The sequence below is a fragment of the Pedobacter sp. KBW01 genome, from assembly GCF_003852395.1.
Classification (GTDB): domain Bacteria; phylum Bacteroidota; class Bacteroidia; order Sphingobacteriales; family Sphingobacteriaceae; genus Pedobacter.
In genome coordinates, this window is the sequence record NZ_QAJQ01000003.1 from 210,104 (window position 1) to 225,393 (window position 15,290).

The following is a 15,290-nucleotide window of genomic DNA, read 5'->3' on the forward strand; positions in this document are numbered from 1 at the left end:
ATTCTGGGCATGAGCAATATCGATTGGGCAGTATTGATATTTACGCTTTTTGCTGTAGTGGCCTATGGTGTTTTTATTGGCCGTGGACAAAAAAGTAATGCTTCTTATTTAAAAGCCGATAATAAAATACCCTGGTACATTGTGCTATTGGGTATTATGGCTACGCAAGCCAGCGCCATTACCTTTTTGTCGGCTCCCGGGCAGGCCTATACTGATGGGATGCGCTTTGTTCAATATTATTTTGGTTTGCCTTTGGCCATGATTGTAATCTGCATTACTTTCATTCCCATTTTTCAAAAACTGAATGTTTATACGGCGTACGAATATTTAGAAAACCGTTTCGATAAGAAGACACGCGTGCTCACTTCGCTTCTGTTTTTGTTTTCAAGGGGGCTATCAACTGGGATCAGTATTTATGCGCCCAGTATTATTTTATCGAGTGTTTTAAACTGGAATATTTATTTAACCAACATTCTTACCGGTGGTATTTTGTTGATTTATACTTATGTAGGGGGGGCTAAAGCCATAGCGCATACGCAGAAACTGCAGTTTTTAATTATTTTGGGTACTATGGCTTTTGCCGGCTATCTGTTAATTCAGCACATGCCCGATGGAATCGGTTTTAAAGATGCACTTTACCTGGCCGGTAAATCGGGTAAATTGAATGTAATCACTACAGAATTCGATTGGAAAGATAAATACAATATCTGGAGCGGACTGATTGGGGGATTTTTTCTGGCACTTTCTTATTTTGGCACCGATCAAAGTCAGGTGGGGAGGTACATTACGGCAAAAGATAATACCAATGCCAAAATGGGATTGCTGTTAAACGGACTGGTTAAAATACCTATGCAGTTTGCTATCCTGCTAATTGGGGCTTTATTGTTTGCTTTCTTTTCTTTAAAACCAGCGCCCATTTATTTTAACGAACGTTCGTATCAATATTTAAAGGAAAAAGAACCACAGCAAGCTGCTGCTTTTGAAAAAGAACACAACGCATTACAAAAACAATTTACGCAACAATCGCACCAAATACTGGCAGAAAAAGAAAAGCAATCGCCATTATTAAGTGCTTCGATAGCCGATTTTAAATCTACGCAGAACAAAGTGAAAGACCTGCATGCAAGGGTAGAAGAGGCCATTAACCAATCGAACTATAATGCCGAGAAAACAGATACCAACTATATCTTTTTATATTTCGTGAAAAACACGCTGCCAGTAGGTATGGTGGGATTACTTTTTGCTGTAATATTTCTGGCCAGTTGGGGTTCGATCTCTGCCGCACTCAATTCGCTTGCGGCATGTTCGTTAAAGGATGTGCATCTTATTTTTGGGGCAAAAGCACCGGATGATGAAACAGAACTCAAATACAGCCGGCTACACACGCTTGCCTGGGGAATTTTTTCGATCGCCGTAGCTATGTTTGCCACGCAGATGGGGTCGCTTATTGAAGCGGTAAATGTTTTAGGCTCGCTTTTTTACGGACCAATATTGGGTATCTTTCTTGTCGCTTTTTACTTCAAAAAAATTGATGGCCCTATAGTTTTTATTTCAGCGATACTCGCCGAAATTGTGGTGATTGCAGTATATAAATTTGATATTATTTCCTTTTTATGGCTTAACGTAATCGGTGCTGCTGCAGTAATTGTGTTTTCGCTGCTGGGCTTGTTGTTTCACAAGCCGAGGGCGGTTGTGAGTGAATAGGAGAGGTTTCTACCTTGGTGATTGTCATCCTAAGCTTGTCGAAGGACTTGGCTAATTTTTGCTTAATCGAACTAACTTTCCGTAGAGTTCCGAAGGGTTCTACGAATTATGAATGGAAAAGAGTCTTCGACTCGTTCTTTGCCATTGAGTTTACAAACTCAATCTTATTTGCCAATCCGTAGAGACGCTACGTTTAACTCTACGAACAGGATATTATTTTAGCCGGTTATAGAACACCAGACGATATTAACATAGTTTGTTAGGCTGCGCGGAGTCGAAGACGATACAATTCAACTACGGTCATCAACTTATCAATTTTTAACCAATTGGCCTATCTTCACAAGCAATTTAGCGTTCACTCACTCAAAATTCAATATCTTTATTTTGTTGGCTAATCAGCCATTTTAAACAAAATCATTACCTATGAACGAAGCCTGGATAAACAGATGGGACGATAGATACCGTACCGAAGAGTTCGCTTATGGCGAACAGCCCAATAATTACCTTAAAGAACAATTAGAAAAACTAAATAGTGGCACTATACTTTTTCCGGCTGAAGGCGAGGGCCGCAATGCCGTTTTTGCTGCAAAGCTCGGTTGGAAGGTTTCGTCCTTTGATATTAGTGCCGAAGGTAAAAACAAAGCCATTCAGCTTGCTGAAAGTAACCATGTGAGCATCGATTATCAGGTGGGTGAGTTGCAGCATCTGGATTACAAAGCAGAACAATTTGATGCCATCGCATTAATTTATGCACATTTTCCGGCGGAGATTAAATCAGCTTATCACAAAACGTTAGATCGTTATTTACGTAAAGGTGGATTGATTATTTTTGAAGCCTTTAGTAAAAATCACCTTGACTATCTTGCCCGTAACGAAAAAGTTGGTGGGCCAAAAGAACTCGATATGTTATTCTCTATCGAAGAAATAAAATCAGATTTCACCAATTACGAAATTGTAGCGCTGGAAGAAAAAGAAATCGAGCTGAACGAAGGTGTGTTTCATAACGGGCTGGGATCAGTAATCAGGTTTGTGGGCCGGAAGAAATAGAACAGTAGCTTTAATCGGAATGGTAGATTGGTGTTGTTTCGGTCGGGTGAGGACACCAACCGATAGGAAAACTATACAGACAGGATTTGTTCCTTAGGATACCTGTATCGTCATTCCGGTATCAATTTATTTAGTATTATTGTTTTATCGCGCTAAAGCCATAAATTCGTAAAATCAAAAGAACAGCAAAACAAATAAAAATAATACTATGAAAACGATGATCAAATCAATCGCTATGTTATTTACAGCAATTACAATTTCTGTAAGTGCAATGGCACAAGATGCGCAGCCTAAACCAAGTCCTGCAGCAACTGCAACAGGTAAAATTAAAAGTGCAACCATTACCATTAATTACAGCAGCCCTGCGGTTAAAGGCCGTAAAATTTGGGGTGGCTTGGAAGCATGGGATAAAGTTTGGCGTGCCGGAGCAAACGAAGCTACTACGTTCGAAACTGATAAAGACATTACCGTTGAAGGTAAAGCATTACCAGCTGGTAAATACAGTTTCTTCTTAATCCCGAAGGAAAGCGGAACCTGGACAGCTATTTTTAACAAAGAGCCTAAACAATGGGGTGCTTACAAATATGAAGAAGCTAAAGATGCTTTACGTGTTGATGTAAAAACAAAAGCTTTAAAAGCAACTCAAGAGCGTTTGGTTTATAAAATTGGCAAAAGCGGTTTCTCTTTAGATTGGGATAAGATTTCTGTTCCGGTTGCTGTGAAATAAATTTTAAAACACACACGATATTAAAGCCATTCCGATACCCGGAATGGCTTTTTGTTTTTAAGCGTTTACCGGGCTTACCAAACCGTAACCAGATACATTTTTGTAAAGAAGCTAAAACATAACCGCCACTTCATCTTAAAATGTTATTTTGGCGCAATTTATAAACCAAACCTCAAATGAAGTTTTCTGTTCAAATAGTAGGGGCTCTATTGTTCTTCTCGTTAAACGTTTTATCACAACAAAAAACGAATATATTTTCCGTTAGTTCGGCAAAACCTGTTGATCAGGTAAATGTTTTTTTAGGCTCATCTGCAGACCATGGGCAGATGTCGCCGGCCGCGTCTTACCCTTTTAGCATGTTAAGCATTGGTCCTCAAACTTACCCTAAAACGCATACCGGTTACGAATATCTTGCCAAGAAATTTGAAGGCTTTACCCATAACCGTTTCGAAGGGGTAGGATGCCAGGGATCAGGCGGAAATATTTTTATCAAACCTTTCTTAGGCGCTGACCCGGCACAATCAGAATTAATCAAAGCATCAGAAAAAGCCTCTCCTGGCTATTACGAAGTTGGCTTTGAAAATAAAATTAAAGCCAGTTTTACTGTTTTAGGCAAAGCCGGCAAACATGCCTATCAGTTTCCGGTTGGGGCTAAAGGCTTTTACCTTGATTTAGGTTACGCTTTTAACGGTGCTTTTGTGGCCGAAGAACATGAAGTGAACGGCAATACTGTTAGCGGTTGGATTACCTCACGCACAACCTGCGGTGCCGGTAAATACAAATTGTTTTACTATCTGGAAATAGGTGAAGGTGTATCCTGGAAAGTGCTTGATGAACATAAGTTAATCGCAACACTACAGTCCGGTATAACCACAGCAGGTATTAACATTGCCCTTTCATCGGTAAGTGTAGCTGCCGCAAAGGCTTCTATCAATAAAAATGCATTTGCTGCAGTAAAAGCGCAGAGCCATGAAGACTGGAATACCAATTTGTCTAAAATTGCAGTAAATGGCGATTTGGAAAGTGCAAAATTATTCTACTCGCTATTGTACCGCACCATGCAATCGCCATACGTTATTTCAGAAACTGACGGTGCCTACCGCAACACCAAAGGCGAGGAGCAAAAAGATAAGGAAATTCGTTACAATGGCTGGGCCATCTGGGATAATTACCGTACGCAGCTGCCTTTACTTTCGCTAGTTGCGCAAGACCGTTACGCAGGTATGGTTACCTCAATTGCCGATCTTTATCAATCAGGCAAAAAAGATTATGCCGGCCAAAATGAGCCTTCCAATACCGTGCGTTCAGAGCATGCCATTGTGGTGTTGCTTGACGCCTACCGTAAAGGTTACCCAGTCGATTTTAATAAAATTGCCGATTCTCTGGTAAAAGAAGTAAATGGTTTGGATTATAAATCGCCTGATAAAGCTTTAGAATCGAGCTACGATAACTGGGCATTAGCCGAAATATTCAAGATATTAAAGAACAAGGAAAAATCTGATTTTTATCTGGCAAAAGCCCTGGAGTATAAAAAATACTGGAACAAAGATTTTAAAGACATGAGCAAGAACGATGTAGACCGCATGCAGGCCAGAGGTTTATATCAAGGTACCATTTGGCAGTACAGGTGGTTTGTGCCTTACGATTTTAAAGGACTTGTTGAGCTTGATGGGGGAGAAGAATCATACCTGGCGAAGCTTGACGAATTTTTTGCCCACGATTTGTACAACCACGCCAACGAACCCGATTTACAGGTGCCGCTGATGTACAATGTAACCAAATCGGGATATAAATCGCAATACTGGATGCATCAATTGGCTGCGGATACGGTAATCCAGAATTACTTTAACGACAATAGTCGCGGTATTGGCAGTTATATCGGTAAAATTTACCACAACCAGCCACATGCCTACCTGCGTACCATGGATGACGATGCAGGTGCGATGAGTGCCTGGTATGTCTTTGCAGCCAGTGGTTTTTCTCCCGCTTGCGTAGGCTGGCCTGTTTATTATTTAAATGTGCCTTTGTTTCCAACGGTTACTTATAGCCTGCCAAAAGGAAAAACCTTCAAAATTGAAACCGTTAATTTTAGCTTAAAAAACAAATACATTAAGGAAGTTTTCCTGAATGGAAAGCTCTTTAAGAAAAATTATATTACACAAGATGATATCAATGCCGGAGGTATTTTAAAGATTGTTTCAAGTGCAACACCGGTTAAAGTTTCTGATACCGAAAACTGGATTTCCAGTCTCGAAAATTAATTTGAAAAATTAAGCTTAACCGACAAACATATTTAAAGTTGTCCTGTTATTGTAGTATAAATTCGAGATCATGGCACCTTTAAAATTAAGCGAAGAACAACATGCTACATTAAGCAACAGAAACACGACAGCAGAAACCGATGAGCAACCTTTAGCCCTTCATCCCGAGGCCTACAAAGTTAAAGGACCATCGCCCGATAAGATGAAAACTGTATCGGCCTCTTTGAGGAATTATGCCCACGGTTTGTACGGATTGCTGTAAAACACCATTTAGAAAAAACTCAACATACAAACAAAAGAAGCCGGTTTTATAAAAGCCGGCTTCTTTTGTTTTTTATAATCGTAAACCGAAATTGAATTAGTTGAATAAAGGTTGTTTATGCTTTAAGGTCAAAATTTTCCAGTTCCTTTTCTGCGCCATTGATAATTATCGAAACCTGGTGGTCGCCCAAATGGAATTTTCTTGTGGTAATTAATACGAATTTTTGTTTGCGGATAATGGCTACCTCGGCACCCGCCGTATAAACCCTTTCAGAAATTTTATATACTTTTTTGGTGTTCTGCCCATTTTGCTTTTTGTAATATACGGCATACTCTAGCCTTACCTTTTGTTCTGTAGGGTTTTCGTTGCGGATAGAAAATGAGAAAGCCAGACTTTCGCCAATTTTTACCACCGGGGTCAAAAGTTTAAAATCTTTCAATACAATGCCGGTATCATCCAAACCGTAATGCTTCAAAATTTCGGTGTGGCCCTGTTTTAAAAGGGTGCGGCTACCGTGTTTAATCAGGGCATCGGTTTCGGTACTTAAACCCGACCATCTTTTAGCTACCGCCAAAACCACTTGCGGGTGATCTTTCGCAATATCGTTCAAACTGTTGGCTACACTTCTCCTTACATATTCGGAAGGATCGCTTTTAAGGTTTTCTAAAATCGGTAAAATGGAGGCAGGGTCTTTTTTCAGAAAAGGAATACCCATCGCCCATGGCAGGCGGGGTCTGCTGCCCTCGCTGGCAAGCCTGCGCACCTTATGGCTTTCGTGCACCGACCATTGCTGCATGCGTAAAATCATTTCGTTTCCGTACTTCAAAATAAAGGGACGTACGGCAAATTCGCAGCTTACAAACTGGGTAACAAATTCCAGTGCCTCTACCGAATTTTCGAAATCATCAATTCCATAAGTTTCAATATAATCGGGCAAAAACATATAGGCTAGGCCATCTTCGCCAATACCCTGAACCCTTAGCTGTTCTATTGTTTTTTTGAGGAGTGTAATTCTCTGTGGATAAGCTTCAGGTAAAAAATGATGCAATACTTTTGAAGTGTGTTTCATTCTTTCTTTCAGTTCCATCGAATCAAATTCGGGCACAAAAATATTTTGAACGAATTTTTGCTCATCAAAAGTGGGAATGGTGGCGGTTAAGGCACCGCTTAACCTGTTGTAAAATGCGGGTGAATATAAATCTTTTAGCGGGCTGGCCATAGGTAGTTAAATAGGAAATCAAAGTTAGCGCAATAAAGTTTTATTTTGTTTGGCCAACATCATTTTTATCAGGCTGGTAAACGATTTCAGCTTTTTCTTTGCCACATTTGTTTATCAACAAATAACAGCAAAATGAACACAACAAAAATAGGCTGGATCGGATTGGGCAACATGGGTATCCCAATGGCTACACAACTGATTGAAGCAGGATACGAAGTTAGGGTATATAACAGGAGCAAGGCCAAAGAAGGCACTTTAAAAGAAATGGGCGCTTTACTGGCACAAACGCCAAAAGATTTAATTGCACAAACTGATGTAGTATTTGTAATGGTGAGTGATGATGCGGCAATTGAAGCCATTTTTAATGATACAGATGGTGTTTTGAGTGCAGAAGTAGCTGGAAAAATCATCATCAATATGAGTACGGTTTCTCCATCGATCTCCCGGCAAATGGCTGAGGCATGCACAGCGAAAGGTCTCCATTATTTAGATGCACCTGTTTCAGGCAGTGTAAAACAGGCTGAAACAGGTCAGCTGGTGATTATGGTGGGGGGTGATGAGCTTGCTTTTAACGAAGTTAAACCTATTTTAGAAAAGCTTGGAAAACTGGCCATGCGCGTGGGCGAAACAGGAGCAGGCAATAGTGCAAAGCTGGCGATCAATTCACTATTGGCTTTATACGCCCAGGGACTGGCCGAAACGGTCGTATTTGCTAACGCGCAGGGAATTAAAACCGAAGATCTGCTCAACCTGATTAATAACGCGGCTATTGGCAATATTTTTACCAAAATTAAGGGTGACGCTATTGTAGCTGATCAATATCAGGCTGCCTTTGCGCTGAAACACATCGTGAAAGATCTAAATCTGGCCAAAGCAGAGGGAATTTCATCACCTTTGGCTAAAACGGCATTACAAACTTTCGAATCGGCTTCGATAAGATACGGTGAGGAAGATATAATTGCGGTGATTAAAGAAGTTAAGGCTGATTAAGGCAACCTATCGGATGGTGTTTGCACCAGCCGATAAACTAATATTGGTCGGTGGGAACACCGACCAATACGATAAATCCGTAGAGACGTACTTAACTCTACGAATAGGATACCGAAAATATTAAACTTTCAATCCACTAAAAGTGCTGAGAAGAATAACACCCAATACAATTAGTGTAATGATAACATATAGTTTGTCTTTTTCCAGCATAAATGCAAAAAGTGAAAATACGATCCGCATAATGGGTGTAATAATTAATAGCAGCACTCCAAACTGGATAATAGCCATGGGTTTAAAGGTAAAAAGCCCCAGAAAGATCCCTTCAAAAGTGATGTAACTGTCTTGTTCTCCTTTAAAGATATGGTAATCGGGTCGTGGTCCGTTTCCGTTTTGGACTAAAAAAAGTACTCCGCCCAATAAAACAATCAGGCTTGCGGTAATTACCCCAAAGCGTAATAACTGACCAACAATTTTTTCTACATCCCGATCGCCGATAAGCTGTTTTGATATTGAATTTTTCATAATTGTATTTAAAATTGATGGTGATAACCGTTATAAATCATTTCGAAGGCCACAAAGGTGATCGCAATACAAAAGATAATCCGCAGGGTAGAAGGATTGATATGCGTTAACAATTTTGCACCTGTAAATGCGCCACCCAATACCCCAAGTACTACGGGGAAAGCGATGCCCGGATCCATGTAACCCCGTTGCAGATAAACCACAGCGCTGGCCGCCGCCGTTACCCCAATCATAAAGTTACTGGTTGTGGTACTCACCTTAAAGGGGATTTTCATGGCAGTATCCATTGCCAGTACCTTTAATGCACCTGAGCCGATACCTAGTAAGCCCGACATTACGCCCGCTACTGTCATGATCGAAAAACCTGCGCCCACATTTTTGAGTTTGTAGGCTACGTTGCCTGATGGGGTAGGGTAGCTGCTGTTCAGTTTTAAAACCGCCGATAAGTGACTGCCTTCCGTTAAAGCCTCTTGGTTCTTTTTTCTAAGCGTCATGGCGGCAGAGAAAAGCAGTACACAGCCAAAAAGTATAGCAATGGTATTGGTAGGGGTATAAATGGCAATTAAAGCGCCTAAAACTGCACCAAGTGTAGTGGCAATTTCGAGGAACATGCCCAGCCGGATGTTGGTAATACCTTCTTTGATATAAGCACTGGCAGCTCCCGATGAGTTGGCGATAGAAGCCAATAACGCTGCACCAATGGCATAGCGGATATCGACATGGAAAACAAGGGTAAGCAGTGGTATAACGACTACGCCGCCACCCAAACCGGTTAACGACCCAACTAAACCCGCAAGGTATGCTCCAAGGATTAAAATCAGGGTAAAAGTTAAAATTGACATGATATTAATGGTTATTGTTCAATATGGTAATGGTTGTTTCGCGAGCCGCATCGGCGTTTCCATCTTTTATCGCGTTAAATAAAGCCTGATGTAGGTGATGGCTCATGGCAAAATGTGCAATGCCCGATGGAGCTCTTTTGGCAAAGAAATCACGAATAATAACGGTAAAGCTTTCGTAAAGATCGGCTAAAACATGGTTGCCTGATGAACGGGCAATGGCCAGGTGAAATTCAATATCAGCATTGGCGCAATCCAGCCGCGATTCTTTTTCAATAGCCAACTTTCTGTTTTCCAGTGCTGCAGCCATAGCTTCCAGATCGGTTGCTGTACGGTTTTGGGTAGCCAGCAATACAATTTCCTGCTCCAGGATCGATCTTACGTGATTAATTTCTTCAAAATCCGATCGGCGTAACCTTTGTTCAATCGGTTCGGTTGGTACTGCATTTACCAAAGTGCCGAAACCCTGCTTAACAGTAAGTATACCTGATAAAGTGAGCGATTTTACCGCTTCGCGAATGGTAGATCGACCTACTCCGTAAAGCTCCATCAGGGCTGGTTCGGGTGGTATTTTTTCACCCGTCTTAAATTTGCCTGCTTTAATGTCGTCCCGGATTTTAACCGAAACCTGCTCGAAAAGTTTACTTTCCTGTTCCATAGCTTTGAATTTATATGCAAACATACGATGTTTATTTTAAACATCAGATGTTTGTTGTCTTTTTAATCTCATTTCTCGCTATGAATTAAAAGGCGAGCTGAAATATTTTTATTGTCGTAAATTTTTTATTGCTGATAATGAGATGTTTATGTTGTTTTCGGCATGGGTTTTATAAAAATAATTAAGCTAATATTTGTGTCGTACGAAAAGTATCGTACCTTTAGGATATGAAAGTGAATCAAACTGAAAATAATCTACCCGAACCTACCAAAGCTGAATTAGAAATATTGCAGGTTTTGTGGGAATTTGGTCCTTCTACAGTTCGGTTCGTGAACGATCAGTTAAATACGCAACGGGAAGTGAATTATACTTCAACCCTTAAACAGATGCAGATTTTAACAGAGAAAGGAATTTTAAAGCGTGACGAAAGCCAAATGAAGCACATTTATATTCCGGTTGAGGCAGAAGAAAAAACCAAAGTACAATTGTTAGATCGTTTTGTAAATACCCTGTACAAAGGATCGGCATCGCAACTGATGATGCAGCTTTTAGGGAATGAAAAGACATCTAAAAAAGAAATCGAAGAGATTAAGCGGCTATTGGATAGCATGGAATAATTAATAAATGCTAAAAAACACCATTATGGAATTTAAACTGGTTAACCTTTTACCCGAGAACTGGCTGCATGCTTTAGGCGCAACACTGTTTCACTCGCTTTGGCTGGGTGTAATTTTGGCCTTGCTGGCAGGTTTGGTAATGTTTACCACCCGTAAGGCAAGTGCTGCTTTACGCTACAACCTGCTAACCGTTTGTTTAAGCCTGTTTGTTGTTGCCATTGCTTTTACTTTTTATACAGAACTTCAAAAACCGGTTATTGCTGCACAATTGTTTAGCAATAACCAAAAGGTAGTTAATCTTTCTCCTGCTGATGGGCAAGCTATTACCAGTGTGCAGGAGAAAATGAGTGCTGGTATGAACCAGGCCCTTTCGTTATGGAATGCCTATACCGTACAGATTGTTTTGATCTGGTTTTTGATCATCTGTGGTAAAAGTATCCAGCTTATTGTGGGTTTAAATAATGTTTACCACTTGCGTAACCATGCAATTTATGCTGCGGGCAAAAAATGGGATGTAAAACTGGCCGAACTCGGTGAGAAGCTGGGGGTAAGCCAACCAATTAGCCTGATGCAATCGGGTATTGCGCAAATGCCTATGGTTGTGGGGCATTTTAAACCTTTGGTATTAATTCCGCTGGGCTTGCTTAATGGTTTGTCAACTGCCGAAGTAGAGGCCATTCTCGCACACGAGCTTGCACACATTAAACGCAAAGATTATCTGGTAAACCTGCTGCAGAGCTTTATCGAAATCGTTTTCTTCTTCAACCCGGCGGTACTTTGGGTATCGCAATTAATAAAAACAGAACGCGAGCACTGTTGCGATGATTTGGCCATCGCTTGTGTAAACGATCGTAAAAACTACGTTCAGGCCCTTGTAGTCTGTCAGGAGTTTAAGCAGCGTGCACCTGCTTATGCCATGGCGGTTACGGGTAAGCAAGGTAGTCTGCTGCAAAGGGCAAGCAGGATGTTATTTAACACCAATTCAACTTTAAACAAAATGGAAAAGACAATATTAACCATCGCACTGGTTTCGGTAGTGGTTTGCACTGCTGCATTTAAAAGTGTTGGCTATGCAAAAACAGTTACCGGAAATAAAATATCAAGCGCTATTCAGGTAGTACAGGATTCGACCAAAAAGCGTGTAGCTGCTAAGGGAACGAAACGCAGCGGTGAAGAAGCAAAACAAGGCAAATCTGCCGAGCAAATGGAGCGCGAAATTGCGGCTAAAATGGATCGTACCGAAAAGTCGTTACAAGAAAAAAACAGGGCCTCAATTGAAAAGGAACAGGATATTAAAGCCCGGATAGAAGATCAGAAACGTGCAAGAGAAGATAGAAGAATGGCAGCAGAGGATATAAAACGCGCTAAAGCCGATAAAGAACTGGCTAAGCATGATGCTGAATGGGCAAAAGAAGATGCAAAATGGGCTAAGGAAGACGCTAAATGGGCAAAAGAGCATGCTGACGGAAGAGGTTATGATATGCCACGCCCGCCGCGCCCGCCACGACCAGCCAGAGTACCACGACCAGCCAGAGCGCCAAGACCTGTAAGCTCATATACCATACCACCTATGCCACCAACTCCTCCTACGCCTGCAACGCCGGCTACACCTCCAACTCCGCCAACTCCACCGGCTTATGGCAGTACTACAACCAGAACAGGTGTTGAACGGACGGTTACTTCTAAAACGGTAACCAATGGCGATGGCCACGATTATACCAGCGAAATTAATCAGCAGATGATCAAAGATGGTATTATCAGCAGCACAAACAAACTCTCGTATAAGCTTAATAAAGATGAGCTGATTGTAAACGGTGTTAAGCAAAGTGCCGATGTACAGAAAAAATACAAGCAAAAGTTCTTAAAAAACGAAGGACACTCGCTGATGTATAATTTCATGGTAGAGAACCACAAAACCAATTTCTAAAAAGCGCTAATCTAACCCCTTCATGAAAACAATAATTGTGGCCCTGTTGGCCATGTGGATGAATATTGCCTTTACTTTTGCTCAAGCTCAAACGCCATCATCCAAAATTTATGGCCGGGTATTGGATGCCGAAGGCAAAAACATCGAATTTGCTACCGTGGCCCTGCTAAAAGATGCGGTTTTGTTGAAAACCAGCTTTACCGAAGCTGACGGACGTTTTGGTTTCGATAAGCTCGCTTACGGCAGGTATCTGCTTAAAGTATCAGTGGTAGGAGCATCCATTTACCAAAGCGACACTTTGCTGGTGGATGCAGCACATACCAGTATCGCATTAGCCGATATTAAAATGGCTACCGGTACCAATAACCTTAAAGAGGTAACGGTTGCTGGTCAAAAAGCTTTTGTTGAGCGGAAAATAGACCGTATGGTAGTGAATGTTGATGCACTGATTTCGAATGCAGGCACCACAGCACTGGATGTGTTAAGCAAATCGCCTGGTGTAAGTGTCGATCAGAATGGAGCCATCTCGCTTAAGGGAAAAAATGGGGTGGCCATTTTTATCGATGATAAACCTACCTACCTTTCGGGGGGCGACCTGGAAAACTACCTGCGCTCTTTGCCCTCTTCATCACTAGATCAGATTGAACTGATGACCAATCCGCCGGCCAAATATGATGCGGCCGGAAACGGAGGGGTAATTAACATCAAAACCAAGAAAACCAAAACGGCAGGTTTTAATGGTGGGATTAACCTGAGTTTGAACCAGGGGCAAATGAGCCGTTCGAACGATAGCTTTAATTTTAATTACCGTAAGGATAAGCTGAACGTTTTCGGAACACTGAGTTACAACCTCAACAACAGTTTTACCGATCTGGATTTGAACCGAAAATATAAAAATGACGATGGTAGTGCCAAATCCTACTTTAACCAGAATTCATATTTCCGCAGGCAGGGCCACACCTTTAACCTGAAAACAGGCCTTGATTTTTATGCTACTGAAAAAACAACCTGGGGCGTGGTGTTTACAGGGATGAACCGGATTTCGAAACAGGTAAACAACAATACAAGTAACCTATCCAATGCAGCTATGCAACTTGATTCGGTCATCCGTGCTGAAAATATCGATCAGATTAAGTACCAGAATGCCGGGGTTAATTTAAATTACAGGCATAAATTTAACAAGACAGGCAGGGAACTAACTTTCGATGCAGATTACCTCCTTTATCACAACCAAACTGATCAAACTTATTACAATTTCAGTTATCTGCCCAATATGGCTTTGAAGTATCAGGATGTTTTAACGGGCGATTTACCTTCGAATATCGATATTTATACCGCTAAAATAGATTATAGCCACCCGCTGGCCAATAAATGGAAGCTGGATGCAGGAGCCAAGTCGGCCTATACCAAAACAGATAATACTGCAGGTTATTTCAATACCTCGAACGGAAAAACTGCTCCCGATTACGAAAAGAGCAATCACTTTTTATACCGCGAAAATATCAACGCAGCTTACCTGAACATGAGCAGGGAAGGGAAAAGGTTTTCGTTACAGATAGGGCTACGCTACGAAAATACAGTTTCGAACGGGCACCAGCTTGGTAACCTAATTAAGCCCGATTCGAGTTTTAAACGTACTTACAATAGCCTTTTCCCAACATTTTATCTTTCGTACAAGCTCGATACAGCAGGTAATAACCAGCTGGGCTTAAACTACGGTCGCCGCATTGATCGTCCTTATTATCAGGATCTGAACCCTTTCTTTTCACCGCTGGATAAGTTTACCTATTATGTGGGTAATCCTTTTCTAAAACCTTCGTTTACACAGAGCTTAGAACTATCGCATACCTTTAAAAGCAAAATAACCACCACCTTAAGTTACAGTTGGGTGCGCGATGAGGTAAATGAAACCATTGAAATTTTAAATGGTACCTACTATAGCCGTCCGGCCAATGTGGGTAAAACTAGGGTCGCTAATCTTTCTGTTAATGCAGAAATTGATTTAACCAAATGGCTTAAACTGAATGCTTATACGGAGGTGGGCAGAATGATTTCGAAGACAGATTTCTATACTGGTTATTTGGTAACCAACGGTACTTTTTTCAGGGCTTATCCCAATCTACAGTTTAAAATCAGCCCAAGCTGGAGCGCCGAGTTAAACGGACAATACCAGAGCAAGTTTTCTAACGTACAGTTTTTATTGGGATCGGTACACGAGTTTGGCGCAGCAGTACAGAAAAAATTGAGTCCAAAAAGTACATTGAAATTAACAGCTGGTGATATTTTTAGAAACCGCATATTTAATGGGATAATTAACAACCTGGCCGCTACGGAGGCTAACTGGGTAAATCGACAGGATTCGAGAAGAATGGTTTTAAGTTATAGCTACCGCTTTGGTAAGGCTTTTAGCACACCGTCTAATCACGAATCATCGGGGGCAGATGCAGAGAAGAACCGGGTAAAGAATTAGTAGGGAAATCCTAACCGGAGTGCAACGGTATACCTGCAAGTAGCTAT

The 15,290-nt window shown here is 41.2% G+C and carries 13 protein-coding genes; 9 read left to right on the forward strand and 4 right to left on the reverse strand.

Annotated elements, in window-relative coordinates; translation table 11 throughout:
* Nucleotides 1–9: 9 nt before the first annotated feature.
* The 5 genes from DBR40_RS03380 (at nucleotide 10) to DBR40_RS03400 (ending at nucleotide 6,001) form a co-directional block, all read left to right on the forward strand.
* Nucleotides 10–1,704 (forward strand): sodium:solute symporter, encoded by a 1,695-nt coding sequence (locus tag DBR40_RS03380; RefSeq protein ID WP_124558398.1) that lies wholly within the window; start codon nucleotides 10–12, stop codon nucleotides 1,702–1,704.
* Between the two features lie 423 nt (nucleotides 1,705–2,127).
* Nucleotides 2,128–2,751: a class I SAM-dependent methyltransferase gene (locus tag DBR40_RS03385; protein WP_124558399.1), complete on the forward strand. Its 624-nt coding sequence runs from the start codon at nucleotides 2,128–2,130 to the stop codon at nucleotides 2,749–2,751.
* Nucleotides 2,752–2,959: 208 nt separating this feature from the next.
* Complete coding sequence (locus DBR40_RS03390) at nucleotides 2,960–3,478, forward strand: DUF2911 domain-containing protein (RefSeq protein ID WP_124558400.1); 519 nt, start codon at nucleotides 2,960–2,962, stop codon at nucleotides 3,476–3,478.
* A 176-nt stretch (nucleotides 3,479–3,654) separates the two neighbouring features.
* Complete coding sequence (locus tag DBR40_RS03395) at nucleotides 3,655–5,739, forward strand: glycoside hydrolase domain-containing protein (RefSeq protein ID WP_124558401.1); 2,085 nt, start codon at nucleotides 3,655–3,657, stop codon at nucleotides 5,737–5,739.
* A gap of 70 nt (nucleotides 5,740–5,809) precedes the next feature.
* Nucleotides 5,810–6,001, forward strand: coding sequence for a hypothetical protein (locus tag DBR40_RS03400; protein WP_124558402.1), 192 nt, complete (start codon nucleotides 5,810–5,812; stop codon nucleotides 5,999–6,001).
* A gap of 115 nt (nucleotides 6,002–6,116) precedes the next feature.
* Here the strand turns inward: DBR40_RS03400 and DBR40_RS03405 are convergent, their stop codons facing one another.
* Entirely contained in the window at nucleotides 6,117–7,220 is a 1,104-nt protein-coding gene (locus DBR40_RS03405) for a DNA alkylation repair protein (RefSeq protein WP_124558403.1), read from the reverse strand.
* A gap of 132 nt (nucleotides 7,221–7,352) precedes the next feature.
* On the opposite strand from DBR40_RS03405, the gene DBR40_RS03410 reads away from it, so the two are divergent.
* On the forward strand, nucleotides 7,353–8,210 hold the full coding sequence (locus DBR40_RS03410) for an NAD(P)-dependent oxidoreductase (RefSeq protein WP_124558404.1): 858 nt from the start codon (nucleotides 7,353–7,355) through the stop codon (nucleotides 8,208–8,210).
* Between the two features lie 120 nt (nucleotides 8,211–8,330).
* On the opposite strand, the gene DBR40_RS03415 is transcribed toward DBR40_RS03410, so the two are convergent.
* The 3 genes from DBR40_RS03415 to DBR40_RS03425 are packed head-to-tail and all read right to left on the reverse strand — an operon-like array spanning nucleotide 8,331 to nucleotide 10,253.
* Nucleotides 8,331–8,732, reverse strand: a complete 402-nt coding sequence (locus tag DBR40_RS03415; RefSeq protein WP_124558405.1) for a DUF1634 domain-containing protein — start codon at nucleotides 8,730–8,732, stop codon at nucleotides 8,331–8,333.
* 8 nt (nucleotides 8,733–8,740) lie between these two features.
* The gene (locus DBR40_RS03420) at nucleotides 8,741–9,574 is read right to left on the reverse strand and encodes a sulfite exporter TauE/SafE family protein (protein WP_124558406.1); all 834 of its coding nucleotides are present in this window, start codon (nucleotides 9,572–9,574) and stop codon (nucleotides 8,741–8,743) included.
* Between the two features lie 4 nt (nucleotides 9,575–9,578).
* On the reverse strand, nucleotides 9,579–10,253 hold the full coding sequence (locus DBR40_RS03425; protein ID WP_233603790.1) for a FadR/GntR family transcriptional regulator: 675 nt from the start codon (nucleotides 10,251–10,253) through the stop codon (nucleotides 9,579–9,581).
* 203 nt (nucleotides 10,254–10,456) lie between these two features.
* On the opposite strand from DBR40_RS03425, the gene DBR40_RS03430 reads away from it, so the two are divergent.
* The 3 genes from DBR40_RS03430 to DBR40_RS03440 are packed head-to-tail and all read left to right on the forward strand — an operon-like array spanning nucleotide 10,457 to nucleotide 15,243.
* Nucleotides 10,457–10,846: a BlaI/MecI/CopY family transcriptional regulator gene (locus DBR40_RS03430; protein WP_124558407.1), complete on the forward strand. Its 390-nt coding sequence runs from the start codon at nucleotides 10,457–10,459 to the stop codon at nucleotides 10,844–10,846.
* Nucleotides 10,847–10,871: 25 nt separating this feature from the next.
* Entirely contained in the window at nucleotides 10,872–12,773 is a 1,902-nt protein-coding gene (locus DBR40_RS03435; RefSeq protein ID WP_158673981.1) for a M56 family metallopeptidase, read from the forward strand.
* 22 nt (nucleotides 12,774–12,795) lie between these two features.
* Nucleotides 12,796–15,243, forward strand: a complete 2,448-nt coding sequence (locus tag DBR40_RS03440) for an outer membrane beta-barrel protein (RefSeq protein ID WP_124558409.1) — start codon at nucleotides 12,796–12,798, stop codon at nucleotides 15,241–15,243.
* Nucleotides 15,244–15,290 lie beyond the last annotated feature (47 nt).

What these genes read in the sequence shown, in the direction of transcription:
- DBR40_RS03380 (WP_124558398.1), top strand. Translation starts at nt 10, where the DNA reads ATGAGCAATATCGATTGGGCAGTATTGATATTTACGCTTTTTGCTGTA.
- DBR40_RS03385 (WP_124558399.1), top strand. Translation starts at nt 2,128, where the DNA reads ATGAACGAAGCCTGGATAAACAGATGGGACGATAGATACCGTACCGAA.
- DBR40_RS03390 (WP_124558400.1), top strand. Translation starts at nt 2,960, where the DNA reads ATGAAAACGATGATCAAATCAATCGCTATGTTATTTACAGCAATTACA.
- DBR40_RS03395 (WP_124558401.1), top strand. Translation starts at nt 3,655, where the DNA reads ATGAAGTTTTCTGTTCAAATAGTAGGGGCTCTATTGTTCTTCTCGTTA.
- DBR40_RS03400 (WP_124558402.1), top strand. Translation starts at nt 5,810, where the DNA reads ATGGCACCTTTAAAATTAAGCGAAGAACAACATGCTACATTAAGCAAC.
- DBR40_RS03405 (WP_124558403.1), bottom strand. Translation starts at nt 7,220, where the DNA reads ATGGCCAGCCCGCTAAAAGATTTATATTCACCCGCATTTTACAACAGG.
- DBR40_RS03410 (WP_124558404.1), top strand. Translation starts at nt 7,353, where the DNA reads ATGAACACAACAAAAATAGGCTGGATCGGATTGGGCAACATGGGTATC.
- DBR40_RS03415 (WP_124558405.1), bottom strand. Translation starts at nt 8,732, where the DNA reads ATGAAAAATTCAATATCAAAACAGCTTATCGGCGATCGGGATGTAGAA.
- DBR40_RS03420 (WP_124558406.1), bottom strand. Translation starts at nt 9,574, where the DNA reads ATGTCAATTTTAACTTTTACCCTGATTTTAATCCTTGGAGCATACCTT.
- DBR40_RS03425 (WP_233603790.1), bottom strand. Translation starts at nt 10,253, where the DNA reads ATGTTTGCATATAAATTCAAAGCTATGGAACAGGAAAGTAAACTTTTC.
- DBR40_RS03430 (WP_124558407.1), top strand. Translation starts at nt 10,457, where the DNA reads ATGAAAGTGAATCAAACTGAAAATAATCTACCCGAACCTACCAAAGCT.
- DBR40_RS03435 (WP_158673981.1), top strand. Translation starts at nt 10,872, where the DNA reads ATGGAATTTAAACTGGTTAACCTTTTACCCGAGAACTGGCTGCATGCT.
- DBR40_RS03440 (WP_124558409.1), top strand. Translation starts at nt 12,796, where the DNA reads ATGAAAACAATAATTGTGGCCCTGTTGGCCATGTGGATGAATATTGCC.